This window comes from Niabella sp. (assembly GCF_030150205.1).
GTDB lineage: Bacteria > Bacteroidota > Bacteroidia > Chitinophagales > Chitinophagaceae > Niabella.
Map to the genome: position 1 here is coordinate 110,023 of NZ_JASLGT010000009.1, position 25,845 is coordinate 135,867.

The following is a 25,845-nucleotide window of genomic DNA, read 5'->3' on the forward strand; positions in this document are numbered from 1 at the left end:
TTTTTTTAGAATCCAATATTAAGGTTTAAGCCAAGAGAGCGGATAGATGGCAGCGCGCCACCTTCGAGGCCTTGTATATTCCCCGTTCCATTGGCGATATTGGAAGGATCCACATTGGGCGCATTGGATTTTATAAGCCAGAGATTGCGCCCGTACAGGGAAAGCGTGATATTACTGGCGCTTATTTTTTCGGCCCAGCTATGGGGGAGCTGATATCCTAATGTGACTTCGCGCAGATAAATATAACTGGCGTCATAAATATTGGCGGCATTGATGTTTTTGCCGAAGTTATTTTTGAAATGATCCATGGCGGGGATGGTTTTTGAAAACGGCGTTCCATCCGCTAATACACCCGATACGGCTACGCCGTTTTCCCTTACATTGTCATCGGCTGTTTCTGCCAGCAACCCTGAAGCCAACCCATACATATTGGTATAGGAAAAGAATTTACCGCCTTTGCTGTAATCGACCAGCGCACTTAATGTGATGTTTTTGTAAGTGAAGTTGTTGGTAATGCCCCCCACATAATCGGGGTAAACACTTCCCAACGGTACTACGGTTGCTGTTTTAATATAGTGGCCGGATTCATCGATTACCTTTTGTCCGTTCAAATAGGTATAATCAAAGCCATACAAAGTTCCCAATGGCTGGCCTTTAACGGCTACTACAGACACCTGGTTCAGTCTTCTTTCCGTACCGATATTGATGCGGTCGATTACCTCGTTGCCATTCTGTGCAAGGTCCAGTACCTTGTTCTTGTTTTTTGAAAAATTAAAACCGATGTTCCACCGGAAATTTTCAGATTGTACGGGCGTTCCGTCAAGCCGGAGCTCGATACCCTTGTTGCTCACACTGCCGGCATTTAACAGGTACTGGGTATAGCCATCGGCCGGTGAAACATTTACAGGGATGATCTGGTTTTTTGTAATGCGGTCATAATAGGTAAAGTCGATCCCCACCCGGTTGTTGAAGAGTTTCAATTCGATCCCCGCTTCTTTTTCCGTGGTTTTTTCCGGCAGCAGCGCGGGATTTCTTTTCAGATCATCTACAGATACAAATGGCGCTCCGTTAAAGAGCTGGGGCAATGCGTAGGTCAGGTAAATATTATAGGGATCGGTATCGCTGCCCACCTGTGCAATACCGGCCCGTACCTTACCAAAGCTCAGCCATTTGGCGTTCTTCAGCCAGTCTGAAAAAACAATGGAAGTAGAGGCTGAGGGATAAAAATAAGAACGGTTTGCGGCCGGCAGGGTAGATGACCAGTCGTTCCTTCCGCTTAATTCAAGGAAGATATTATTGTTATAGCCGATGGTAGCCGTTCCAAACAGGGAATTGATCTGCTTACGCGGACGTGCTTCTGTGATGGTAGGCGGTGCAGAAATATTTACCAGTGTATATACACCGGGGGTAATAAGACCGGCGCCTGCAGGAGTAGACCCCGTAAAAAGATGTACATTTTGTTTCATGATATTACCGCCAAGGGTAGCGCCGATGTTGAACCGCTGGCCGATATCTTTTTTCATATTGGTGGTGAGCATATAATTCATTTCGCGGAAGTCGATGGTATTACGGGCATAGCTCCCCAGGAAATAGTCTTTAGCCGTTCGTTCTTCCTGCAGCGTATTATAGCTGTCCATAAAAGCCTGGGCATTTACGGAAAGCCAGTCGAGTGGTTTGTATTCCAGGCCTACGGAACCAAAAAGGCGGCTGCGGTCATCGTTCTGGTATTCCATATAACGGGTCCAGTAAGGGTTGTTGGCAAAGTTAGGCGTGGGATCATCAAAGGTTTTCCGGTTCCAGCTGATCTGGCTTCCATCGGCATATTTATAATCTTTCATCCGGCTCATATCCCATTGCCGCTGCCCGTATTCACTAAACAGGTTCATCACATTTTGCCCGGTAAAGCCGGTACCCGGTCTTCCTTTGGCCTTTGTGTACGAATACCGCATCCCGGCGCTGGCGGTTAACTGTTCCGTTATTTTATAGGTTCCGTTCATGCCCACATTGGTTCTTGAAAGCTGGGAATTGGGCAATACAAAGCGCTGGCGGGTATCTGCCATGCCAATCCGGATGGAGCCCTTATCGCTGTTGCCGCCCGCGCTTACACTGTTGGTAACCGTTATGCCGGTCTGGAAAAAATCTTTAATATTATTGGGCTGCGGTGCCCAGGGTGCCGTTTGACCGAAATAGGGATTGTTTTTGTTTTTGTCAAAGGACCAGTAATGACGCACCAAACGCCCGTCCAGTGCAGGTCCCCAGGATTCATCCACGGCAAATTCGGGTATCAGGTCATAACCCCCGGATATGGGATCCTGGTAAGTTGGAGCCGTACTGTTTAAGAATTGTTCAGGATTATTTTTGTAAAAGAGTGTATCAAATGTTGACTTGGAGCCTCCGCCGTATTGATTTTGATAGCGGGGTAATATATATACTTTGTCGCTCTGCACATTCAGGCTATAGTTAACACCGATCTTTTTACCGCCGCCGTTTGTCTTCTTCGTGGTTACCAATACCACTCCATTCTGGCCGCGGCTTCCGTAAAGCGCAGTAGCGGCGGCTCCTTTTAATACCGATATCTGGTCAATATCATCGGGGTTAATATCCTGTACGGGACTGCCGTAGTCAAAACCACCGCCCCCGATCTGCTGCCCATAGGAATTGGTATTGAGATTACTGAAGGGAATGCCATCCACTACAAACAAGGCATTGTTATCGCCCAAAATAGATTTCGGCCCCCGGATCGTAACCTTACTCGATCCGCCCATGGATCCGCTGTTGGTGGTGATGTTTACGCCGGGAACCCTTCCCGCCAGGTTATTGACAAAATTAACCTCCTTGGCCGTCTGGATTTCCGAGCCCTTTACCTCTGATACGGCATAACCCACCGACCGGCTCTTTTTGGAGATCCCCATCGCGGTAACCGTTACCTGCTCCAGTTCTTCGGATGATTTTTTACCGCCCAACCTTACCGACAGCGGCTTGTTGGGATTGGTTAAGGTAACTTCAAGATCGGGTGTGCCTACATTGGAGAATACCACCTTTGTACCCTGCTGAAAGGGGATGGAAAACGAACCGTCTTCACCTGCAGTATACAATTTTCCATCCGGATAGGTGATGCTGGCATTAGCGAGGGGCTGTCCATTGCTGTTGGTTACCCGCCCTTTTATAAATACCGTATCACCGGCGGAGGCTGCTGCAACAGCAGCGGTTGCCGGAACTGTATCTGCGCGAACAATGGGTGTACTGGTGGCTTCGGAAACGGTATCTTTTAAAGCGCCTGCAGAGCTGCTCCATTTCCCGGTTTGTAGCTGATGATCTTCCACGCGGATCAATAGGCTGTCATAACCCGGAATGGCGATGGTGTAGGGCTGAGGCAACAGGGCATTTTCGATACGCAATGAATCGCCCTGTTTAGCTTTTATCAAAAACAGGCCCTCTGCATCTGTCAGTGCAGAATCGCCGGTGGCTATAAGTCTTAAAACAGTATTGGCAAGGCCGAGCCCGGACCGGCCAATGATCTTACCATGAATACCGGTAACTGTTTGTGCCTGCAATTGAATCGTTGTGGTTAACAATACGAGGGTGATGAGTAGCCGGACAGGTCTGCAAATCATAATAGAATTTCAGGTTTAGTAGCGTAATAGATCAGATCCGGGTTAGAGAACGGATCTGGATAAAGGTTATTATTTGTTAACGTGGAGTTATACAAAAGATTGTATGCTCAATCGTTAAAGTTGGCTTAATTAAGCTTTCAGTTATCAGCCATCCGTTATCAGTCTGTGATGTCTGGTTTTGAAATTCGGTTTTTATTTTTTGAAATTTTCCCGTTAAAATATAAGCTGTTAGCCATTCATCTCCGGTTATCAGTTGGTTGCATAAGGCCTTGAAATTTTATTTTGAATTTTGTTGCTTTAGCTCGTGTCTTTTGAATCTTAAAATTCAGGAAGTAACATTTATTCCGGTGAACAATAGCTCACTATCTACATCTCACTATCAACGTCTCACTAACGACTAAAAGAACAAACACCCCATAAAAAAAGCGGTCACTTTTAAAAGTAACCGCTCTCTCATTAATTGTAAATAAAATCAAATTATGCCACGGCCTTTTTCACCAGGTCTGCTGCTTCACTTAACAAGATGGCTGATTGTACTTTCAGACCGCTCTCGTCAATGAGTTTTTTTGCTTCCTCAGCATTGGTGCCTTGCAGCCGCACAATGATCGGAATGGTAATATTTCCCAGATTTTTGTAAGCTTCAATTACGCCGGCGGCCACACGGTCGCAACGTACAATGCCTCCAAAAATATTGATCAGGATCGCTTTTACAGCCGGGTCTTTCATAATGATTTTGAAACCGGCTTCCACCGTTTGGGCATTTGCAGTACCACCCACATCCAGGAAGTTGGCAGGCTCACCACCGCTCAGCTTGATCATGTCCATAGTAGCCATGGCCAAACCGGCACCGTTTACCATACAACCCACATTGCCATCCAGTTTTACAAAGTTCAGGTTGTATTTTCCGGCTTCTACTTCTGTAGGATCTTCTTCGGTAATATCCCTCAGGGACGCCAGGTCTGCATGACGCATCATGGCATTATCATCCAGGTTCATTTTACAGTCTACAGCAATGATCTTATCATCTGCCGCTTTAAACAGCGGGTTGATCTCCAGCATGCTGCAGTCCAGCCCTACATATGCATCATACAGGTTGGTTACAAATTTTACGCAGTTTTTAAAAGCAGCACCGGTCAGTCCCAGGTTAAAGGCGATCTTACGTGCCTGAAATCCCAGTAAACGGCCGGAAGGATGTACCCACTCTTTAAAGATCTTTTCCGGTGTTTCATGCGCCACATCTTCAATACTCATACCACCTTCTGTGCTGTACATGATCACATTCTGACCATTGCTCCGGTCCAGCAGGATGGATAAATAAAACTCCTGTCTTTCAGAAGGACCATCATAATACATATCCTGGCCAACAAAGATTTTGTTTACCACTTTACCGGCAGGTCCGGTTTGGATGGTTACCAGCGTTCCGCCCAGGATGCCTTTTGCATATGCTTCTACATCTTCCAGGGATTTGGCTACTTTAACCCCGTTGATACCGGTTTCTTTAATAGCGCCCTTTCCGCGTCCGCCGGCATGGATCTGTGCTTTCACCACTGCAAATTTGCTGCCGGTATCGGTTTTGATCTTCCGGTATGCCTCCTCAGCTTCCTGTACGGAGCTGCACGCATAACCTTCCTGTACCGGAACGTTGTATTTTTTTAATAATTCCTTGGCCTGATATTCATGAAGATTCATCTGTAAATAGTTTTTTTGTTTATGGATGATCAGATGAAATGCGCCCCCATTGTCCTCATACCGGAAGGATGAAGTTGTCAGGGCCCATTTCATTAAGAACTTCGCCACGAAGATAAGGATTCAAAGGAAACGGTCGCCATTCAAATTTTCGCAGTACGGGGCGCGTTCATCCCCGAACCGGTTTCCTGCAGGTTGATAAGACCAGGTGGCATCGATGCCCGGGAGCCGTTAAAACGCGCATTTGTTCTTTGAGGGTGCAACCCGGGGAATATAGAAATGGTCTTCTATAAAATTGTATCTTTAATCTGCACAGGGAACGGAGCAGGTATTATAAATTATAGCTACCGTTACCGCCGGAAAACAGCGCAAAGAATGCGAAAATACCGGGTGCAGATCCTTAATTAAACAAAAGAGAAATGAAAAAAAACACACCCGGGCTGCTTTTGATGCTGGCCCTATTGCTGGCAGCTACCACTTTTACGCAGGCGCAATCCGTATCCGCAGATTCCATTAAATCGCTGAAACTGCACAAAGAGATCCTGAAACAAACTACAGAGCTGAACAAGCAGAAGCTGAACCTTGCCGACTATCAGAACAAACTGGTAAAACTACAGAGCGACCTGGAAAAGGCCAACAAGGATGCCGCAAAGTCGGCTGCTGAAAGCAAGGATTATTCCCAGAAGATGGCAAAAAATCCCGGTGATGAAAAACTGGCCCGGAGGGCAAAAAAAGCGGCCAAGAGCGCCTCATCCAGCAATAACAAAGCTGAAAAGCTGACCTCCAATGTAGCCAGTATGCAGCGGAATATTACAAAGACCAGCAGTAAAATAACCGATCTTGAAAAAAAGATCTCTAACCTGCGCAGCAAGGGCTGAAACGCTTAACAGTGCTACAAATGCCGCTAAGCATTTGAATGTTAATAGTTTTAAAAGAAACACCGGATTCTTACAGGGGACGTGTGTGTAGCTGTTAGTTTCATTATATTTGCCCACACTTAATGCAGGATTTTATGTCAGAATCAATTGTGGAGCAGGTACGGGAAACCGTGGCGTTTTTACAGGCGCAATACCCGGAAACTCCGGAAGTAGGGATCGTATTGGGTAGCGGGCTGGGAAATTTTGCCGCGGCAATTTCCGTGGAAAAAGAAGTACCTTATACGGACATTCCTAATTTCCCGGTATCAACCGTAAAAGGACATTCGGGCAAATTGATTTTTGGAACCCTGGCCGGCAAAAAAGTAGTGGCCATGGCCGGGCGCTTTCATTTTTATGAAGGCTACACCCCGCAGGAGGTTGTTTTCCCCATCCGGGTGTTTAAGCTGCTGGGCATCCGGCAACTGCTGCTGAGCAATGCCGCCGGTGGCGTGAACCCGGGATTTTCGGTGGGCGATATTATGATCATCACCGATCATATCAGTTTTGGTACCCCTAATCCGCTGGTAGGAAAAAATATTGAAGCTTGGGGCACGCGTTTTCCCGATATGAGCGAACCGTATAAAAAAAGCCTGATCACAAGGGCAAAAGAAATTTGCGGAGAAGCGGGTATCGCCATCCGCGAGGGAATATACTATGCGGTAACGGGGCCAACATTTGAAACGCGTGCAGAATACAAAATGATTCATATACTGGGAGCCGATGCGGTAGGAATGAGTACCGTACAGGAAACCATCGTGGCCAACCACATGGGGCTGGATGTTTTTGCCGTAAGCATTATTACCGACCTGGGCATCCGTGAGGAGGAAAATGTAATTACGCATGAGGAAGTACTGGAAGCAGCAAAGGCAGCAGAGCCCAAACTGGCGCATTTATTTACGGAAATGGTAGCCCGCGCATAAAATCAATAAATGAAATTCTATTTTGTTTTATTTCTTATCCTGACGGGAATTTGTGCACAGGCGCAGGATCCGTTAGGAGGCATGGGGAACCGGTTCCGGGGTATTAAAAACGTTGGCTCCGGAAGTGACAGCCTGGCCCGGAGAGATAAATTTGAAGATTCCGTTACCATCTCGTACCGCTACCTGGACACCCTGCGGACGTATAAGATGGACTCCTCTATTAACGACCTTACCAAATATTACCCGATACCGGCTGACTATAACTATCTCGGGAACTTTGGAAATGCAGCACAATCTTATATTTTTAAACCAAGGATGCTGGCCGGCTGGGATCCGGGTTTTCATGCCTTTGATATTTACAAATATACCGTTGAAAAGGCCCGGTTCTTTACAGCAACCCGCCCTTATTCAGAGCTGAACTATATGTTAGGCACCCGCTCCGAACAGTTTATTGAGCTGATGCATACGCAGAATATCCGTCCTAACTGGAATATTCATTTTTCATACCGGCTGGTCAACTCCCCGGGACTGTTCCAGAACCAGAAGTCGGCCCATAACAATTATTACGTTACCAACTGGGTACAATCTACCAACAAGCGGTATAATAACTATATTATTATTGCCGCTAATAAATTGCAGAATACAGAAAACGGCGGACTGGTGAACAGCTCGTATATCGATAGTGTAGACTATGCCCGGCGGGATTATATTCCCGTACGCCTGGGGGGCGGCACCCGTTATTCTGCTGATTTTTTTAATACCAATATCACTACCGGCAACCGGTATGCAGACTTTAATGTACTGATGCGTCAGCAATATGACCTGGGCCAGAAAGATTCACTGGTAACGGATAGTACCGTGGTTCCCCTGTTTTTTCCAAGGGTACGGTTGGAGCATACGATCCGGTACAGTAAGTATACCTTTGAGTTTACCGATGCGGCTCCCGATACCGGTTATTACCGCCGGTATTATGGTATATGGAATGGCACTCCTTCATTAGCTTTTTCAAAGCGGGACGACTGGAAGGAAATGGTGAATGATTTTTCCATTTATACTTTTCCCGATTCAAAGAATACCCAGCAGTTTATCAAACTGGGAGCTGCGGTTCAAAACCTGTCGGGCGTATTTGATACCTTGCAGCGCAGCACCCCGCTGGAGCTGATTCAGGGCCGCGAGAAAAAGAGTTATTATAACATTTTTGGACACGGGGAATACCGCAACCGCACCAAGAACCAGAAATGGGATATGATGGTGAACGGCAAGATTTATTTTGCCGGTATGAATGCCGGTGATTACGAGGCCGGGGCCAGTATCCAGAGCCTGCTGGGTAAAAAGATCGGCAGCCTGATGCTGGGTGCGCAAAATGTGAACCGGACCCCATCTTTTTTAATGCAGAACCCCATCAGCAGCTTCTATATAATGCAGGATAACAATCCGGGTTTAAAAAAGGAGAATATCAGTCACTTGTATGCAACTATTTATCAGCCGCTGATCAAACTGGGGTTAGAGGGGCATTATTACCTGATGACCAATTACACCTATTATACAGACTATTATAAGGTGAATCAATATAATTCCCTGTTCAACGTGGTGCAGATTGGTGTGAACAAAGTTTTTGAAGCCGGAAAAACCAAACAGTGGAAATGGCGTACGGAAGTTTATTTCCAGCAGGTAGTGGGAGGCGCGCCATTGCATGTGCCGGCCATCTATACACGGAACCGGATCGGGTACGAAGGTAAATTGGGTTATCCCCGTCTGAATATAGCTATGGGATTTGAAGCAAAATACCGCACCAATTACAAAGGCGACGGATACTCGCCGTTGCTGGGACAATTCTTTTACCAGGATGATCAAACGGTACAGTACCGGTTGCCCAATATTGCGGCCTACGTAAACTTCCGGATCAATTCCTTTAAAGCATTTGTACGGGCAGAGAATCTGAATACCTTCCGCAATCTTAACGGAAGCTGGGGCTTTACCAATAACAACTTTGCCTCTACGGATTATCCTTATCCCGGATTGCTGATCCGGTTGGGCGTTTTCTGGGGATTTGTGAACTAAGCCGGCGGTTGTTGAACAAATGCTTATACAACCTGTTTTGAAACCAGGCCGTCTTATAAAGGCTGGTTTAATTAAAATGGATTCAATATGAAAAAATGGGCATCAATGCTCTTAGGTATGGTCATGTTATTGACTGCCTCCGGAGTTTACGCACAGGCGAAGACCGAAAAAATTGCAGTTTCCGGTAATTGCGGTATGTGCAAAAAAACGATTGAAAAGGCTGCAAAAACGGCCGGTGCGCGGGAAGCGGTTTGGGATATTTCCTCAAAAACACTGGCGGTAAAATACAATGCTAAAAATACCAGCGGCAATAAAATTCAGCAGGCTGTGGCCGATGCGGGGTACGACACGCAGGAGATTAAGGGCAATGATGCCGCTTATGAAAAGCTGCATGCCTGCTGCCGGTATGAGCGTACAAAAACCTATGCCGCGAAGCCCTAGCGGTATGCCTGCTAACAGAGGATGAAAAGGGCCGTCTGTATCGTTTTGTGGTGGTTGTCTGTGGCTGCGGCTCAGGCTCAAACAATGGTTGTCCCCACACCGGCGGTTCCGTTTGCGTTAATCGATCAGAAAGGAAGAACTGTTTCATTAAACGACTATAGGGGCAAAACGGTGCTCGTGATTTTTTGGGCTTCCTGGTGCGCGCCCTGCAGGCTGGAGAACCGGCAGCTGGTGCGCCGGTATCACCGGTTTAAGGACCTGCCTTTTGAGATCCTTAGTATTTCGGTAGATACGGACCGTGAAAAATGGCAACGCGCCATCTCCGCAGATAAAATGACCTGGCCACAGCTGATCGATACCCCGGATGGGGAAAACAGCGCGGCCCGTAAATGGAATGCGGGCGCCTTGCCGGCATCCTTCCTGGTAAACCCGCAGGGCGCCGTCCTTGCCGTGGACGCTGCCTTACTGCCAGTAGCAGATCCCCGGGGTTTTCGCAGCCTCCTCCAAAAGCTGGCGGGCATCGAATAAAACGATGCTTTTTTAAAAAATTCCCGAATTCGTAAATAACGGGAGTGCAGCCCTCGATAATTTTGCGGCCTATGCAGCGGGGAAAATTCAGAAAATTCTTTAATGATATTCATCTCTGGCTTGGACTGGCCAGCGGGATCGTACTTTTTTTGGTATGTCTTTCAGGCACCATTTATACCTTTCGTACAGAAGTAGAAGAGCGGGTGAATAAAGCCGTTTACTTCGTAGACTATAAAGCGGGAATGCAGGCGCAGTCGCTTACTGCACTGGTAGCCACAGTTGAGAAGGCACAGGGAAGCCCGGTTACCGGTATTACCATTCCCAATCAGCCGGAAAAAGCCTGGTCCTTTTCTGTAAAGCCCAAAGGGAAAGAAAAGGGCAGGGGAAAAACCGTTTTAGTGAATCCTTATGCCGGAACCATTACGGGTGATGCGGAAACCGGAAGCAGTAAGTTCTTTATGACCGTAATGAAGCTGCACCGCTGGCTGCTGATGGAGCAGTCTACCGGGCGCATTATTGTAGGGATAGCCACTCTCATCTTTGTAGTGCTCCTGCTTTCGGGCATCATTTTATGGCTGCCCCGGAGGTTGCGTTACTGGAAACAGGGGTTCGTGATCCTGTTTTCAGGAAAGTGGAAGCGGATCAACCATGATCTGCACAATGTGCTGGGATTTTATTCCTTTATCTTTTTACTGATCATGTCGCTAACCGGTTTATGCTGGTCATTCGACTGGTATAAAAAAGGAGCGTCAACCGTATTGGGCGCGGAAGTATTTGGCGGGAAAAAAGAAAAACCGCTCAAGTCAGGGGCTTCGGGAACGGCAATGCTTTCTGCCGATGATGTATTGAAAGTGGCCAATAGCCAGTTGAGCTATACCGGCATCACACGCCTGAGTTTTCCGGCAGACAGCTCCGGAACCTTTAGCGTTTCTAAAAATAATGCGGCTTCCTGGAACAGCGCAGCAACGGACCGGGTAATGATTGATGCCTATAGCGGGGCTCTGTTAAAAAAGGAATTTTTTGCGGCGAAAACCACCGGACAAAAAATAGCATCCAGCATCCGGCCGATACATACCGGGGAGATCTATGGACTTTTTTCAAAGATCATTTATTTTATCTGCTGTTTGATTGCCACCAGTCTGCCGGTTACCGGAACCATTATCTGGCTGAATAAACTGAAAAAGAAAAAGCCTAAAAGCAAGCATGTGAAACTTGCAGCAAAGGCACAGCCGGTAGCGGCGGTTGTTTGAGCGGATAAATAATTTGAAAATGTGGGAATGTGAAAATGTGGGAATGTGGGAATGTGAAAATGGACAATTCTGAAATATCGGACTTCAGGCCCTGGGTCCTGTTTTCTGATTTGGATTTTGTTTTTGATATTTGAATTTCCGGCTGTTGTTTGCTTCTTGTTTTTTGCTTTTTGGTGCTTGTTTTTTTAATTTTGGTCCTTTAGAATTCAGCATTTAAGTTGTGTCTCCCGGCAACGATTCCGTAATTATTGGATGAGTGGCAGCCCTAAGGGGTGTTTGCCATTATTTATTGCTTATCTTCATTCCCGAAAAGGATTTATAAAAAAGGGGGTAAGGATGAACATGGAACCGATCAATTTAAAAAGACTGGCGTCTCTTTTACAACTTTCTATAAGCACTGTTTCAAAAGCACTGCGCGACAGTCATGAGATCAGTGCCGATACAAAGAAGCGGGTAATGGACCTGGCCCGTGAGCTGAACTATGAACCCAACCCTTATGCCGGCAGCCTGCGGAAGTTTAAAAGCAAAACGATCGCTGTAGTGGTGCCGGATATCATCAATAATTTTTTCATTTTCGCCATCAAGGGTATTCAGGAAACCGCGCATGCGCGTGGATACCACGTGCTGATTTATATTACCAACGAAAACCCGGAATATGAAAAGGATGTGATCCGGCATATGACCAATGGCCGGGTAGATGGTGTGGTAATTTCCCTTACCAGCCCTATTGATGATACCGAACATCTGCAGGCCCTGCAGGAGAAAGGGTTGCCCATCGTATTTTTCGACCGGGTAGCTGAAGGGTTTAGCAACAGCAGTATTATTACCACCAATAACTATGAAAGTGCTTATAATGGCACCCGTTACCTGATCGAGCAGGGGTGCAAGCGCATTGCCCATTGCCAGGTTTCGGATAAAATTTCCATCGGTATCGACCGGTTGCAGGGATATCAAAAGGCACTGGAAGATGCCGGCATTGGCGTACGCCCGGAGTGGATCCTTACTGCCCGGAAAGATTATATGCACGATACCGCGCTGATTGAGCAGACCCTGTTGCAGGAAGATGCTCCGGACGGATTATTTACATCTGTGGAAACGCATGCATTGATTGCCTATGATGTTTGCCGGAAACATAAGATCGATATGCCCGGGAAACTGAAATTGCTGAGTTTTAGCAATATGCCTACGGCTCACCTGCTAAAACCATCGCTTTCGACCATCACCCAGCCCGCTTTTGAAATTGGGCAGGCGGCTGCACAGCAGCTGATCCTGGCACTGGAAAAGCCCGCCCGTTATGTTCCGGAACGCATCAATATGGATTCCATGCTGGTTAAACGGGAATCTACCGGAAAATAGCCGATCCGTAAAAAGTACCATAAATAGCCTTGTTTGGTCCGGGCTGCCGGAAAACTGTTTTGTACCTTTGCGGTGTCAAAATACAAGGGTGGTACAAAAGGAAAAAATACCTGTTTATTCAATTGGGAACATGCTGAAAGAGCCGTTACAGCAAACGGAGCTTCAGGCTGAATACTTTTCAGCCTACCTGGAAAAGCATTACGAGCACCTGCACCGGCCGCACCGGCATTCCTTTTATCATATGGTACTTTTTACTTCTGGACAAGGAACCCATACCATCGATTTTGACCATTTTGAGGTAAAACCTTTCCAGGTATATTGCATGATCCCCGGGCAGGTGCACAGCTGGCATTTTACTTCAGCAGTAACCGGTTATGTGGTCAATTTCCCGGATCATTTTTTCCGCGACTTCCTGTTTAATCCCTATTACCTGGAGCGGTTTCCTTTTTTCAGCGGCATCAGCGGGGAAAGTGTATTTCAGCTGCCGGCGCTGCTTCACCAAAAAGTGCCGGATCTTTTTGAGGCACTCATCAGTTCGTCCCTGGATGCGGAGGTACCGCCGGATCTGAACCGGGTGCTTCTGTTGCAGATCCTGCTGCTGATGGGAAATGCCATTGCCGGCCATCCGGCAAAAGCCGTTCCCGAACAAAAGAAAATGATTTTACATAACTTGCGGCGGTTAATTGATGTGCATTACAAATCTATACGGCTGCCAAAGGAATATGCAGATTTATTGTACATTACCCCCAATCATCTGAATGCGTTGTGCAAGGATCTTTTGGGGCAATCGGCGGGGGAGCTGATCCGTAACCGGGTATTGCTGGAGGCTAAGCGCCTGCTGATTAATGTAAACAAAACCGTGGCTGAGATCGCTTATGAACTTAATTTCCAGGATAACTCCTATTTTAACCGCTTTTTTAAAAAATATGAGGGTGTAACGCCCGATGAATTCCGGAAACAATTTTTAAAGTAACGTAATCATTATATATGGAACCTGTATCTACAATAGCAGCCGCAACCGATAAAGAAAAAGATAAAGTACCCAGTTACCTTAATGTGGTGGCCTCCAAATGCCCCAGATGCCGGCGGCACAGCATGTTTGAGGTGAAAAATCCTTATAAATTAAAAACAACCATGCGGATGTACCAGGAGTGCCCCGTATGCAAACAACCTTTTGAGCTGGAAACCGGTTTTTATTTTGGTGCGGGCTATGTGAGTTATGCGCTGGCTGTTGCTTTAAGCGTATCTACACTGGTGGCCTGGTGGGTATTGATCGGGTTGAGTATTTATGACGACCGGTGGATCTACTGGCTGATCTTTAACGCCGTTTTTCTTATTTGTATGCAGCCGGTGCTGATGCGTATGGCACGCAGTGTGTGGCTTTCCTTTTTTGTGCGGTACGACCGGAAATGGTACGCCAACGCACCATCAAGAGTGAAGAAGCAAGGGACTTGATGTTTTCCGGAGGGGATGCGTCAAATAGGGGACATGGGTGACTCAGAAGACGTAGGGTACCGGTCCCATCAGTCGCCCAGGTCCCCGGAAGGAAGGTGTAAACAGCCGCCCTATATTCCACAGCACCAGTGTGCGACGCAAGAATGCCGATCGTTGTGCTGAAGCTGACTAAATGAAAATCAAATACTTACGAATAGGGAGCCAATTAGGTCATTCCCCCGGAATTTCGTAACTTTGCAGTCCGAATTTAAAAACCTTCGGATTTTTTTATGTTTCAATTATTTTTTAAACAATTAAACGCTGATGCACAGGAGAATGCGGGTGCTGCCGGAGAACCGGTAGAGGAAGCTTCTACAGCGACAACCACTGCACCTGTAGAAGCTGCTAAGCCGGCAGAAGCACCTGTTGCTGTGGAAACTGCGCACGACGATTTCGATTGGAGCGTGGACAAACGCAATGTTTCTTCTTACTCGAAAGAAGAAAAAGAAAAGTACGACAAAGTGTATGAAAATACCTTCGTACAATTAAACGATGGTGAGCTGATCAACGGTACCGTTGTAGGTATTACCAACACAGATGTAGTATTGAACATCGGTTTTAAAAGCGATGGTTTGATCTCTCTGAATGAATTCCGCGATCTTCAGGGATTGAAAGTAGGTGATGAAGTAGAGGTGATGATCGTTGAGAAAGAAGACCGGGATGGTCACTTGAACCTGAGCCGTAAACAAGCCCGCACTACCCGTGCATGGGAGCGCATTGTAGAGGTGAACAAAACAGGCGAAGTAGTTACCGGACAGGTTACATCAAAAACCAAAGGTGGTTTGATCGTGGATGTATTTGGTATGGAAACCTTCCTGCCAGGTTCTCAGATCGATGTGAAACCCGTTACTGACTACGATCAGTTTGTGGGTAAAACCATGGAGTTTAAAGTGGTTAAGATCAACGAAACCATTAAGAACGCTGTGGTATCGCATAAAGCGCTTATTGAAAGCGATATTGAAGCACAACGTGCAGAAATCATCGGTAAACTGGAAAAAGGTCAGGTACTGGAAGGTACTGTTAAAAACATCACCGACTTTGGTGCGTTTATGGACCTGGGTGGACTGGATGGTTTACTGTATATCACCGATATTTCATGGGGACGCATTTCTCATCCGAACGAAGTACTGAAGATCGATCAGAAAGTGAACGTGGTGGTACTGGACTTCGACGACGAGAAAAAACGTATCAGCCTGGGTCTGAAACAACTGACTCCGCACCCATGGGATGTATTACCCGAAGCTATTGTAGAAGGTAACACCGTGAAAGGTAAAGTTGTAAATATTGAAGACTACGGTGCATTCCTGGAAATCACTCCGGGTGTTGAAGGTCTGGTTCACGTAAGTGAAATTACATGGGCAAACACGCCTGTAAACGCTAAAGATTTCTTCAAACTGGGTGATGAGCACGAAGCGAAGATTGTAACGCTGGATAAAGATACCCGCAAAATGAGCCTGTCTATCAAACAACTGACAGAAGACCCATGGAGCGATATCGAAACCCGTTTTGCAGAAGGTACCAAACATACCGGCGAAGTGAAGAACATTACCAACTATGGTGTGTTTGTAGAACTGGCACAAGGTATTGGTGGTATGATCCACATCAGCGACCTGAGCTGGCTGAAACGCTTCAACCATCCGGGTGAGTACACGAAAGTGGGCGAGAACATTGATGTGATCATCCTGGGTATTGATAAAGAAAACCGCAAACTGCAGCTGGGACACAAACAGCTGGAGGAAGATCCCTGGAATACCCTTCAGGACACTTTTGCCATCGGCAGTGTGCATGAAGGAACCATCGTACGCAGAGACGATAAAGGAGCTACCGTTCAGCTGCCTTACGGCCTGGAAGGATTTGCGCCTAACCGTCACCTGGCAACACAGGATGGTAAGTCTGTAAGCTTAGACGAAACTGCTCCGTTCATGGTGATCGAATTCGATCGGAATGAAAAGCGCATTGTACTGTCGCACGCACGCGTGTGGGAACAGTCTGCATACGAAGAAAGAGAGTCTGTGAAGAAAGATGCACGTGCTGAAGCAGAAAAAACCAAGAAAGCCGTGAAGAATATCCAGAACAAGGTTGAAAAAGCTACCCTGGGTGATCTGAGCGCTTTGGCGGATATCCGGAAGAAACTGGATCAGGAAAATTCTGGTAAATCAGAATAATACGGTTCGTTTTGATATTGAAAAGCTGCCGCGCGAAAGCCGGCAGCTTTTTTTATGCGCGCTATCGATGCATATAAAAAGTCATCAGGTGAACTTATTCTCTTTCTTAGCTTTCTCTGCATTCAGCATTCGGCATTTAGCATTCTGTGTGTTAATTTAGCGGCTTTAAGATTCAACCGTATGCAACTTACACAAATACTGGATCAGGTATATCCGCTGCCCCAAAGTGCCCGGGAAAAGATCATCGGGCGGGTAGGGGAAGTAACATTTGGAAAAAATCATTTGCTGATGCATGCCGGCCGGGTAGAGCGGAACCTGTATTTTATTAAAAGCGGTATTGTAAGAGCTTATGCAGATACGGAAGACCATGAGATTACTTTCTGGTTTGGGAGCGAAGGCGAAACCATTGTATCGATGAATAGCTATGTGGCGGGTAAACCGGGCTATGAGCATATTGAATTGCTGGAACCCTGTGTATTGTATGAACTGCGCGCGGAGGAACTGCAGCAGCTTTACCAGGAAGACCTGCAGATTGCGAACTGGGGACGGAAATTTGCGGAAAAGGAACTGATAAAAACGGAGGAACGATTGATTTCCCGGCAGTTTAAAACGGCCGCTCAGCGGTATAAGGAACTGCTGGCAGATAATCCGGACCTGCTGCAGCGGGTGGCCCTGTGCCATATTGCCTCTTACCTGGGTATTACGCAGGTAAGCCTGAGCCGGATCCGGTCGGAGATCCGGTGAGCGGGAGTTGTGTTTTCTGTGGCTGGTTTTCCCGCGGATATGCGCTGATATTTTGGTCGCCTTTTGTAATCTGAAGCTGTTTTTTCTCCCGCAGATATGCGCGGATTGTTTTGAGTTGGTTTTATCGGTGTATTCAGTGGCTATTATTTATCATTTGTAAAATTTTAATCCGGCGTGGGTCCTGAACTTTGCCGTAAATAAAAATATATGAACTGGATTATTCTGATCATTGCGGGATTGTGTGAGGTGGGATTTACTTCCTGCCTGGGTAAAGCAAAGGAAACGGAGGGAGCGGCTATGTACTGGTGGTATGCCGGTTTTTTTGTGTTTCTTACGGCGAGCATGTTATTGCTGATGAAAGCGATCCAAGGGCTTCCGATCGGTACAGCTTATGCGGTGTGGACGGGTATTGGTGCCGTAGGTGCAGCGTTAATGGGCATCCTGGTGTTTAAAGAGCCGGCTACCTTTTGGAGATTGTTTTTTATCACCACCCTGATCGCTTCTATTGTAGGGCTGAAGGTGGTTTCTTCGCATTAAAATTAAAAGCGGCTGTCTCCGGTATGAAGACAGCCGCTTTTGTTGGTATGGATATCGTGAGATGTTTGTTAGCAGCGAACAATTTTTAGTGAATGGTGAATAGTCAATAGTGAAGCTTCGGAACGGTGCGGGTTATAGCCTGTTTGTTCGCTGCATTTTACTTTTCACTACAGAACATATCATTAAAAAACATTTCACTGAAAACTTCTCACTAAATAACTTTTCACTCTTATTATTTCTTCGCAGCCTTCAGGTTAAACCCTACTTCCACATCTTTGCTGATCATCCAGTTTTCGGGACTGCCTTCTGTTTTATAGCTGATACCCCATGCGCTGCGGTCGATGGTGAATTTGGCATGTGCACTTACTTCGTTGTCTGTAACCGTAACCTGTGCAGGGAAGGTGATGTTTAGTGTGCTGTCCTTTAAAGTAAGATTGCCGCTGATCAGGTTGGTAGCGCCGGGTAACAGGCTTTTCTGCAGTGTGCTGTCATAGGGCGCCACTTTTGTGATCACAAATTTTGCGGTGGGGTATTTAGCCACATCAAAAAAGTCGGGGCTTTTCAGGTGCGCCTGCAGATCCGCTGCTTTTTTATCGGGCTCGGTAACGGATGCGGTATCTACGGTTAAACCGGCCAGGTTAATGGTAAAGTCACCGGAAGTAATGGTACCATTCTCCACAGAAAGAGATCCGTCGTTTACGCTGATAACGCCAAACCGGGGCGCAAAGCCACCTTTGTGTGTGGCACGCCAGTCAACGGTTGTAGACAGGGTGTCAATTGCATAGGAATGTCCGGTAGCTGCAGCAGCTTCTTGTTTTTCTTCGGTTTTAGCCTGATCGCTTGATGCGCCGCCACAGGCTGCCAGCATGAGTGCCAGGGAAAAAATGGAAATTGTTTGTTTCATATTTACGTTTTGTTTTACAAATTGGGCACAAAATTAAACGGTTCATTCTAAAAACAATGTTTAAACACTAAATATGGCAATTTCATAACAATTGCTCCGGAATAACGCCGTTATAATGGCCTGTTTATTGATCCTGCGCAAGTTTTTTGTAGCTGGCTGCATTTTCAAAATAAGAGACCTCACCATTATTGCCGGTAATAACGATATAGGCAGATGCTTTATCTACCGGTTTGCCGGTGGCGGGATCTTTTGCTTTTCTAACGGCAGCATCCTGCGGAATCCGGTTCTTGCACATTTCGCAGCAGCCATAATAGGTTTTGCCGTTAAAAGGCACGGCTATTTGCGCTTTGACCATATAGGCATCGTTAACCATACAAACAAGGTTGGAGGGTACGGCATCCCCTTTTTTATAGGCGGCGGCAGTTCCCGGTTGTGGTAGTGCCTGAGCGGTTGCGGGCGCCGGCGGTGTTATTGTTGTTCCCTGCTTTTCAGATGTACTATTACAAGCTGCCAGGGAAAGCGCTATGCAAATAATGAGGCTGGTTTTTATAAAGCGATTCATATAGAACGGTATTTATTTTTTTAAATGATAGGATGTATTCCATTGTTTGTGCTCGCGGATATCACAGACGACCACAGAAGGAAGCGGGATCTTATCTGCGTAAATCCGTGTAATCTGTGCGGAATTTTTATCTGTCTTTGAAGGCTGCTATTAATAGGTAAGTACCAATCCACCGCCAAAGCCATATTCGGTATTGTAATTGGCGGATACGCTAAAGTTCCTGTTAATGATATAGCGCAGTCCGCCCATGTATTCCCTGCGGGTGTCGAACGAGAAAGCGCCTCTCAACCGTTTTGAAAGTGGAATGTCTTCCCGGCCCAGTTCAACCCGTACCTGTCCCCTGGTATCGATCTGTGTTTGCAAAAGCACCAGCCAGGGGAGGGTATAGGCAAAACCAGCGGTGTAACGCGGCTTGCCATCATGTTTGAATGTTTGTCCGAACAGGTTCCGCTCTTCATGACTGTTTTTCTGATACCTCCATTCCACACCAATAAACGGACGGAACCATTGCATTTGCCCCAGGAAACGGCCGAAATTGGCTTCGATCTCATGTCCTCTTTTGGCGGTATAGCCCAGTTTCCATTCGGCACTGAGGGCCCATCGTGTATTGTGATACAGCGCTGATCCGAAATTACCATTGGATGCAACTTCGTTTTCGGCCATCAGGAAGAACATGCGGTCGTCGCGGTATAATTTTCTGATCGTTTGCTGCGGGTTGGTAATATATGGGTTGGGTGCCTGGTTCTGATAAGTGAAGATCCGCCCCATGCCCGCCATCATATGATACAGGATATGACAGTGAAAGAACCAGTCGCCTTCTGCGTTGGCTTCAAACTCGATCACATCGGTTTCCATCGGCATGATGTCGAGGACGTTTTTCAGCGGTGCATATTCGCCTTTGTCATTGAGCACCCGGAAATCATGTCCGTGCAGATGCATGGGATGGCGCATCATGGAGGCATTATATAATTTGATGCGTACGATCTCTCCTTTTTTGATCAGTATTTTATCCGTTTCAGAAACCACCTTATTATCCAGGCTCCATACATAGCGGTTCATATTCCCGGTAAGGGTGAACGTGAGTTCCTTAACCGGCGCGTTTTCGGGTAACACGGTTTTACGAGGCGCCTTTAGCATGTTGTAATTGAGGGTTACAATGGCCGGAGGCATCGCAGGATCTGCCTGCATGGTGTGCCGGGCATGACCGGTTGAAGCGGAGGTATCATCGTCCTTTTGTGGTTCCGCAGGTGTATGTTGCATTGCTGAATGACCGGCAGGGTTTGCATTATTTCCGGGTTGACTGTTATGCATATGCATTTCAGCTTCTGCTTCAGGCGCCGGTTTGCGTTTGGCTTTTCCTGAAACGGCCGGTCCGGTGATCTCCGGGTACATAACCGTATTCATATCCATTTGTTGCAGGCTCATGGCCATGCCCATATCATTCATGCTTCCGTTCATCCGCATCATGCCGTTCATCATCTTCATGCCTTCAAAGTATTTCAGCCGTTCCAATGGTTGTGCCAGCTGCTTTTTCCCTTCACCGATAAAAAGGGCGGTGGTGTTGGTCCGGTCTTCCGATGTGGCCAGCAGCTCGTAAGATATGCCTTGTTTGGGAATGGTTACCACAATGTCGATGGTTTCAGATGGCGGCAGGATAAAACGGTCTATCTCAACGGGCTCTACATCGTTACCATCATTGGCCACCACGGTTATTTTTCCACCGGCATAATGTACCCAAAAATAGGTTGAAGCCCCTCCGTTGGAGAACTGCAACCGTACTTTATCACCGGCTTTGAATTGGGATAGCTGGCTTTCGTTCCGGCCATTGATCAGCATTTTATCATAATATACATCGCTTACATCCATGGCCAGCATCCGCTTCCATTCATTCACCAGCTTGGTTTTAAAGTGACCGGCTTTGATGGCCTCTGCATAACTCTGTACGGCATTCTTTTTAATGGCTGCCCAGTCGTTGGCATTGCGCAGCATCCGGTGGATATTATGCGGCATAATATCCGTCCATTCACTTAAGATCACCGGAACGGAGGGCAGGTCATCAATGCCTTTCCGGAATGTAGTGTCACCGGGTTTTTTATGAAAGATCATGGAACCATACATGCCAATTTGCTCCTGGAAGCCATAGTGACTATGATACCAATGCGTACCATTTTGAATGATCGGGAACCGGTAGGTATAGGTGGTCCCCGGATCGATAGGCATTTGCGTTAAATACGGCACCCCATCTTCTTTATTGGGGAGAAATACGCCGTGCCAGTGCAGGGCGGTTGGCTCCTTAAGCCGGTTGTGTACCACGATTTCCGCGGTATCGCCTTCCGTAAATTCCAGGGTAGGCATGGGGATCTGCCCGTTAACAGCGATCGCCATTTTATGTTTCCCGGAATAGTTCACCATGGTATCTGTTACATAGAGGTCGTACCGCTTTACCTGTTGCGCGTATATATTGAATGTAAACAGGAGCGCTGCAAGAAAAGCAACTCCCGTTTTTAATCTGTAATACATTATAAGAAATTGTCTGTTAAGGAATGGAAATGACACCGGCGGGCCCGAACTTCTGATCGGCAACCTGCCGGCCTCTTAACGGGTTATTGGATCGTTTCCTTTGTAGCCCCGCAGGTCAGCATCCGGGAACCGTAGTAAGGATTCCTGATCCCCTGTTCGTTGCTGAGCCAGTTGGCGCCACCCTTATACATCGGGCAATGATTATAATAGATTTTATAGGGTAAGGAGGAGGCTTTTATCAACTTGTAAATGGTTTCCGTAAGCGGTACAAATGCGGCCCGCTGCTTTTCAATGCCACTGGCTGATTGCAGTGTGGATGCCTGCTTTTGTAAATCGCCCATTACGGCCATCCATACCTGGTGCTCGTTGCTGCTTAATGCACCCATTTTTACCGCCTTAACCGCCGCATTCAATTCCCCGGCTTTTTGTGTAACGGTCTTTGCATCCGCCTGTACCAGGGCATTGTTGATGGCAAAATAGGCTTTATATATAGGATCCAGTACTGAAGCGGCGACTGCTTCCGGTGTGCTTATGGCTGGATTTTCGTCCTGCATCCCGGAATGACCGGCATGTGCCTGTTGCGAAGCAGCCTCCGGATCGCCTTTGTACCGGCAGGCTTCCGGCAATGTGCGGTAAGTTTCAAGTGGGGCGTTATAACGTTCGTTGTCAAATCCGGCCAACGCCACCTGTTTCAATATCGCATCTTTAGTGGTGGCATGACTGTTATAAACCAGGGTTGCTTTTTGTGTAGCAGGCTCCCATGTTAACTGGGATTGCTTTTTTTGTGTGCCTGCTTTTTCGATCAGTGCTTTGCAGGCAGCCGCATTTCCCAGGATGGATACAGTGGTGGTTTTTGAATGTTTTATTATTTGTCCATCTGCATAAGAAAAAGTGGTGGTAAGGCCCATTAAAAGGACCAGGAATATATTTTTTATCGATTGCATGGTTGTATAATTAATCAGTGATAAATAGCATGCGAAAGACCGCATACTGCATGAGTGAACGCCGGAGCGTTACGGAATGGGCATAAAACACCCGTGTAATACTGATTAACTCAATCGGGGCGGCTGCCAGATCGTATAGGCATAAGCGGGGAGGTGTAACCTGTTCCGCCCGATGCGGTGACCGGTTACCGCTACAGGAAGGGAATTGATGCCCAGGTAGCTGACAGTATGTAAACTGTAGATGGATACCGGATGACAACTGTTGTCGGTACAGTTATCGTGGGTACAATGTCCTTTCTGCTGGTGTTTAGCGGCAGCATGATCGCAACAGGAAGCCTTATGGCGGGTATGAGCCTTCTTAAGGTGGGAAGCGCCCACCGCTACATGTTGCGTTGTTTTTTGATGCATTTCACAGGCACGGGCTGTTACTGACGGCGCCATGAAAAAGGCGGCCAGAGATACGATCAATACTATGAAACGCATTTGTAACACTCCACAAAATTACACCCTATTGTTTTCCGAACAAAAAAAATAGCCCTGATTTTAGATTCTAACAGATTGATAACAATTGATCCTCATTTACTTAGCATTTCTGTAAATGATGTAAGAAAACCGTGGAATTCTGTAAGCATCCGCTATGGTACTTCCCTTATTACGAAACCTTTAAGGGCTGATTTGCTTTACATACCCGGTAGAAGAAGCCTCAAATCCCATCTTTGGGTAGAACAGATGGGCGGCTTTCCGTTCGGGCCGGTTACCGGAATTGAGCCGGAGCGTACCGGCTCCAATGGCCCGGGCATGTGCGGTTGCCGCTTCCAGTAATTGTTTTCCAACTCCGGCTTTCCGCTGATCCCTGTGCACCACAAGCGCCTGGATCCATACATAGGTTCCTCTTTTTTCCCAGTACCATCCCTGCGCCAGGCCTGCATATCCCACTACCTGGTGATCCATCACCGCCACCAGGGTGCGGCAATGGCTGCAGATGGCGATTTCATTGATGCGCTGCTGCATTTCTTCTATGGTGGTTGGATAGCCCAGCTGATTTGTGAGGTCTGTTACCGCCCCCAGATCTTTTTGTTCGTAATCGCGGATAGAGATTGATGTCATTTTTTTGTGGTTTAAAGTGAAGATCACAATAGTTGCCGGAGCAGTACCATATCCTTGAGCTGCACACCATTTTCAAAAATCGGTTGAGGGTAATGGGTAATAAAGAAATTTTCCCGCAGCCCGTATTTTTTGAAACCATTGCGCTCATAAAACCGGATCTGCCGGAGCCCGGTATCGGCCGTTCCCACAATAAGCGTTTTGTATTGCTGTTTGCGCGCAACCGCAATGATCTGTTGGATTAAAAAAGAACCGATGCCTTTGTTTTGATGCGATGCAGCCACTGCCATGTTTTTTATTTCCAGCGCATCGGCCGATAACGGATATAAGACAGCAACACCAATCATTTCCTTTGCATCCATCAATACATATACTGCCGAATCATAGATATATTTTTCTATGGCTTCGATGGTTTCATCCGCCAGTAGTAATAAACCGAAGGGAAGTGCATCTGTTGGCCGGAGTTGTATAAGTTGAAGTTGCTGCATGGCGGGATCGCATTTTGCCGGTGTTGTAACGGGCAGGTAAAGTAACAAAATCCGGCGGAAAAATGCCGGCAATCCATAGCTGCTATTTATTTTGTTTTTACGATCCCTTCGCGGTATAGCCGGAGCATATCCTGCAGGATCCGGGTAATGGTTTTTACGGGCAGATCTTTGTGCGGATCAACCAAAAGCGTTTTCATGCGGGCCCGCTTTTCCTGTTGGAGCAAGGGATGATGGATGTGCTTGCCCTCCACAATCCCCAGGTAGGGGTGCCCCCGCTTTTTGTCGATCCAAAGGTAACAGCACATTTTTCCTTTGTAACAAAAAAAAGGCATTCCATACTTCCATGCGGCTGTAAGATGGGTATCCTGCAACAGGATCATCGTTTTTAAAGCGAACAGACAGCTTTTTACCGGCTCTTCCTGTTTGGCGTAAAAATCATCTAATGCGTTCATTCAGTTTCCAATGCTATAAAGATAGGCACTTCTGCATGTTCCGGATCCTGCGCCTCTACTCCGTACACTTCAAAATCGGTAGTGTATTTCCGGGACAAGGGCGTGTTCCAGATCTTGAGCCACTCGTTAAAGACAAATCCCTCACCCATGTTACCGGTTGCTGTAAAGCGGGCGTAATTTCCGGCAGCAATTTCTACGGCTTCCATGCCTGCGGGGATCTGGTCAAAACAGGTAACCCTGCATCCCAGCACGGTTGTGTATGGTTGTGTATGATCCTTTTCATACGCGGTGTAAATAGAATAGACCGCATCCCCGGCTTTGTTGGGTATTTGCTGTGCGATGCCTGTAGTCATGAACCGTTCCCAAAGTGCCGGGATATCGATGGCTGCCTGGTTGTTTGCATTGGTCGTCCGTACACTGATCCCGATTACTTTAAATGAGGTAATGTGCTCCTGTGTCATAAAATAAGGTTTTGATAAACGAAGCTAAAGTGTTGTTGTGACAACCCTATGTCAGGAGCATGCTTTTTTTCAGGATCTTACAGTATTCCGGAACGCAATGTTGATCGTTTGAAACAGCGGTTTGTTGATTGTAAATATAAGTATTGGTAAACAATTTCCCGGAAAGGCGTATTTTAGATCTGCAGATGGAATCCTATTTTTATAAAGAAATAACCTCACCCACCGGTCCCTTGCGCCTGGTAGCCAACGCCACACACCTGGTTGGAGTGCAATGGCGGATTGATGAAAAATACATTCGTGACGCACCTTTTTTTAAAGAAGTCAATCACCCACTGTTACTGGAAGCAGAACGCCAGCTAAACGATTATTTTGAGGGAAAACGAAAAGCGTTTGCATTACCGGTAATGCTGACCGGCAGCGAATTTCAGAAGAAAGTTTGGGCGCTGCTGGCGGATATTCCTTTTGGAAAAACGATCAGTTACGGCGAAATGGCCAGAAGGGTGGGCGATATTAAAACCGTTCGGGCGGTAGGCGGGGCATTGAATAAAAATCCTATTCCGATCATTGTGCCCTGTCACCGCGTAATTGGCGCCGATGGAAAAATGATCGGCTTTGGTGGGGGTATGCAACGTAAAATTTATTTATTGAACCTTGAAAACCCAAAGCCACAGCTGGATCTGTGGTAAGACGTTTGGTT

Annotated in this window: 24 protein-coding genes; 13 read left to right on the forward strand and 11 right to left on the reverse strand. The window is 46.8% G+C overall.

Annotated elements, in window-relative coordinates; translation table 11 throughout:
- Positions 1-5 precede the first annotated feature (5 nt).
- On the reverse strand, positions 6-3,614 hold the full coding sequence (locus Q1V85_RS08500) for a SusC/RagA family TonB-linked outer membrane protein (protein ID WP_300598930.1): 3,609 nt from the start codon (positions 3,612-3,614) through the stop codon (positions 6-8).
- A gap of 477 nt (positions 3,615-4,091) precedes the next feature.
- On the reverse strand, positions 4,092-5,303 hold the full coding sequence (gene sucC / locus Q1V85_RS08505; RefSeq protein ID WP_300599397.1) for an ADP-forming succinate--CoA ligase subunit beta: 1,212 nt from the start codon (positions 5,301-5,303) through the stop codon (positions 4,092-4,094).
- A gap of 416 nt (positions 5,304-5,719) precedes the next feature.
- Between sucC and Q1V85_RS08510 the strand changes: the two genes are divergently transcribed.
- The 12 genes from Q1V85_RS08510 (at position 5,720) to Q1V85_RS08565 (ending at position 17,713) form a co-directional block, all read left to right on the forward strand.
- Positions 5,720-6,178 (forward strand): hypothetical protein, encoded by a 459-nt coding sequence (locus Q1V85_RS08510; RefSeq protein ID WP_300598932.1) that lies wholly within the window; start codon positions 5,720-5,722, stop codon positions 6,176-6,178.
- A gap of 134 nt (positions 6,179-6,312) precedes the next feature.
- Positions 6,313-7,137 (forward strand): purine-nucleoside phosphorylase, encoded by an 825-nt coding sequence (locus Q1V85_RS08515; RefSeq protein ID WP_300598934.1) that lies wholly within the window; start codon positions 6,313-6,315, stop codon positions 7,135-7,137.
- Between the two features lie 9 nt (positions 7,138-7,146).
- Positions 7,147-9,198, forward strand: coding sequence for a putative porin (locus tag Q1V85_RS08520; RefSeq protein WP_300598936.1), 2,052 nt, complete (start codon positions 7,147-7,149; stop codon positions 9,196-9,198).
- A gap of 87 nt (positions 9,199-9,285) precedes the next feature.
- Positions 9,286-9,639, forward strand: coding sequence for a heavy-metal-associated domain-containing protein (locus Q1V85_RS08525; RefSeq protein ID WP_300598938.1), 354 nt, complete (start codon positions 9,286-9,288; stop codon positions 9,637-9,639).
- Between the two features lie 21 nt (positions 9,640-9,660).
- Positions 9,661-10,167, forward strand: a complete 507-nt coding sequence (locus Q1V85_RS08530) for a TlpA disulfide reductase family protein (RefSeq protein ID WP_300598940.1) — start codon at positions 9,661-9,663, stop codon at positions 10,165-10,167.
- Between the two features lie 71 nt (positions 10,168-10,238).
- Positions 10,239-11,417, forward strand: coding sequence for a PepSY-associated TM helix domain-containing protein (locus Q1V85_RS08535; RefSeq protein ID WP_300598941.1), 1,179 nt, complete (start codon positions 10,239-10,241; stop codon positions 11,415-11,417).
- A 336-nt stretch (positions 11,418-11,753) separates the two neighbouring features.
- Positions 11,754-12,773, forward strand: a complete 1,020-nt coding sequence (locus tag Q1V85_RS08540) for a LacI family DNA-binding transcriptional regulator (protein ID WP_300598943.1) — start codon at positions 11,754-11,756, stop codon at positions 12,771-12,773.
- 88 nt (positions 12,774-12,861) lie between these two features.
- Positions 12,862-13,746, forward strand: coding sequence for a helix-turn-helix transcriptional regulator (locus Q1V85_RS08545; RefSeq protein ID WP_300598944.1), 885 nt, complete (start codon positions 12,862-12,864; stop codon positions 13,744-13,746).
- A 14-nt stretch (positions 13,747-13,760) separates the two neighbouring features.
- Complete coding sequence (locus Q1V85_RS08550; RefSeq protein ID WP_300598945.1) at positions 13,761-14,228, forward strand: DUF983 domain-containing protein; 468 nt, start codon at positions 13,761-13,763, stop codon at positions 14,226-14,228.
- 269 nt (positions 14,229-14,497) lie between these two features.
- A complete protein-coding gene (gene rpsA, locus Q1V85_RS08555; RefSeq protein ID WP_300598947.1) occupies positions 14,498-16,432 on the forward strand; it encodes a 30S ribosomal protein S1 in 1,935 nt (644 codons plus the stop codon).
- Between the two features lie 180 nt (positions 16,433-16,612).
- Positions 16,613-17,176 carry a Crp/Fnr family transcriptional regulator gene (locus tag Q1V85_RS08560; RefSeq protein WP_300598948.1) on the forward strand — a complete coding sequence of 188 codons (564 nt, stop codon included), beginning with the start codon at positions 16,613-16,615 and terminating at the stop codon, positions 17,174-17,176.
- A gap of 207 nt (positions 17,177-17,383) precedes the next feature.
- A complete protein-coding gene (locus Q1V85_RS08565) occupies positions 17,384-17,713 on the forward strand; it encodes a multidrug efflux SMR transporter (RefSeq protein WP_300598949.1) in 330 nt (109 codons plus the stop codon).
- A 232-nt stretch (positions 17,714-17,945) separates the two neighbouring features.
- On the opposite strand, the gene Q1V85_RS08570 is transcribed toward Q1V85_RS08565, so the two are convergent.
- The 9 genes from Q1V85_RS08570 to Q1V85_RS08610 all read right to left on the reverse strand — a co-directional run bounded on the left by Q1V85_RS08570 (position 17,946) and on the right by Q1V85_RS08610 (position 25,148).
- A complete protein-coding gene (locus Q1V85_RS08570; protein ID WP_300598950.1) occupies positions 17,946-18,617 on the reverse strand; it encodes a YceI family protein in 672 nt (223 codons plus the stop codon).
- Positions 18,618-18,741: 124 nt separating this feature from the next.
- Positions 18,742-19,179, reverse strand: a complete 438-nt coding sequence (locus Q1V85_RS08575; protein WP_300598951.1) for a hypothetical protein — start codon at positions 19,177-19,179, stop codon at positions 18,742-18,744.
- Positions 19,180-19,329: 150 nt separating this feature from the next.
- Positions 19,330-21,699, reverse strand: coding sequence for a multicopper oxidase domain-containing protein (locus tag Q1V85_RS08580; protein ID WP_300598953.1), 2,370 nt, complete (start codon positions 21,697-21,699; stop codon positions 19,330-19,332).
- 83 nt (positions 21,700-21,782) lie between these two features.
- Positions 21,783-22,643: a DUF3347 domain-containing protein gene (locus Q1V85_RS08585; protein WP_300598955.1), complete on the reverse strand. Its 861-nt coding sequence runs from the start codon at positions 22,641-22,643 to the stop codon at positions 21,783-21,785.
- Between the two features lie 105 nt (positions 22,644-22,748).
- On the reverse strand, positions 22,749-23,126 hold the full coding sequence (locus Q1V85_RS08590) for a hypothetical protein (protein ID WP_300598956.1): 378 nt from the start codon (positions 23,124-23,126) through the stop codon (positions 22,749-22,751).
- A gap of 180 nt (positions 23,127-23,306) precedes the next feature.
- Positions 23,307-23,750: a GNAT family N-acetyltransferase gene (locus Q1V85_RS08595; RefSeq protein ID WP_300598958.1), complete on the reverse strand. Its 444-nt coding sequence runs from the start codon at positions 23,748-23,750 to the stop codon at positions 23,307-23,309.
- Between the two features lie 23 nt (positions 23,751-23,773).
- Entirely contained in the window at positions 23,774-24,235 is a 462-nt protein-coding gene (locus Q1V85_RS08600) for a GNAT family N-acetyltransferase (RefSeq protein WP_300598960.1), read from the reverse strand.
- An 86-nt stretch (positions 24,236-24,321) separates the two neighbouring features.
- Positions 24,322-24,687, reverse strand: coding sequence for a DUF1801 domain-containing protein (locus Q1V85_RS08605; protein ID WP_300598962.1), 366 nt, complete (start codon positions 24,685-24,687; stop codon positions 24,322-24,324).
- Positions 24,684-25,148, reverse strand: a complete 465-nt coding sequence (locus tag Q1V85_RS08610) for a GyrI-like domain-containing protein (RefSeq protein WP_300598964.1) — start codon at positions 25,146-25,148, stop codon at positions 24,684-24,686. Before Q1V85_RS08610 ends, Q1V85_RS08605 begins: the two co-directional genes overlap by 4 nt.
- Positions 25,149-25,333: 185 nt before the next feature.
- On the opposite strand from Q1V85_RS08610, the gene Q1V85_RS08615 reads away from it, so the two are divergent.
- Positions 25,334-25,834 (forward strand): methylated-DNA--[protein]-cysteine S-methyltransferase, encoded by a 501-nt coding sequence (locus tag Q1V85_RS08615; RefSeq protein ID WP_300598966.1) that lies wholly within the window; start codon positions 25,334-25,336, stop codon positions 25,832-25,834.
- Positions 25,835-25,845 lie beyond the last annotated feature (11 nt).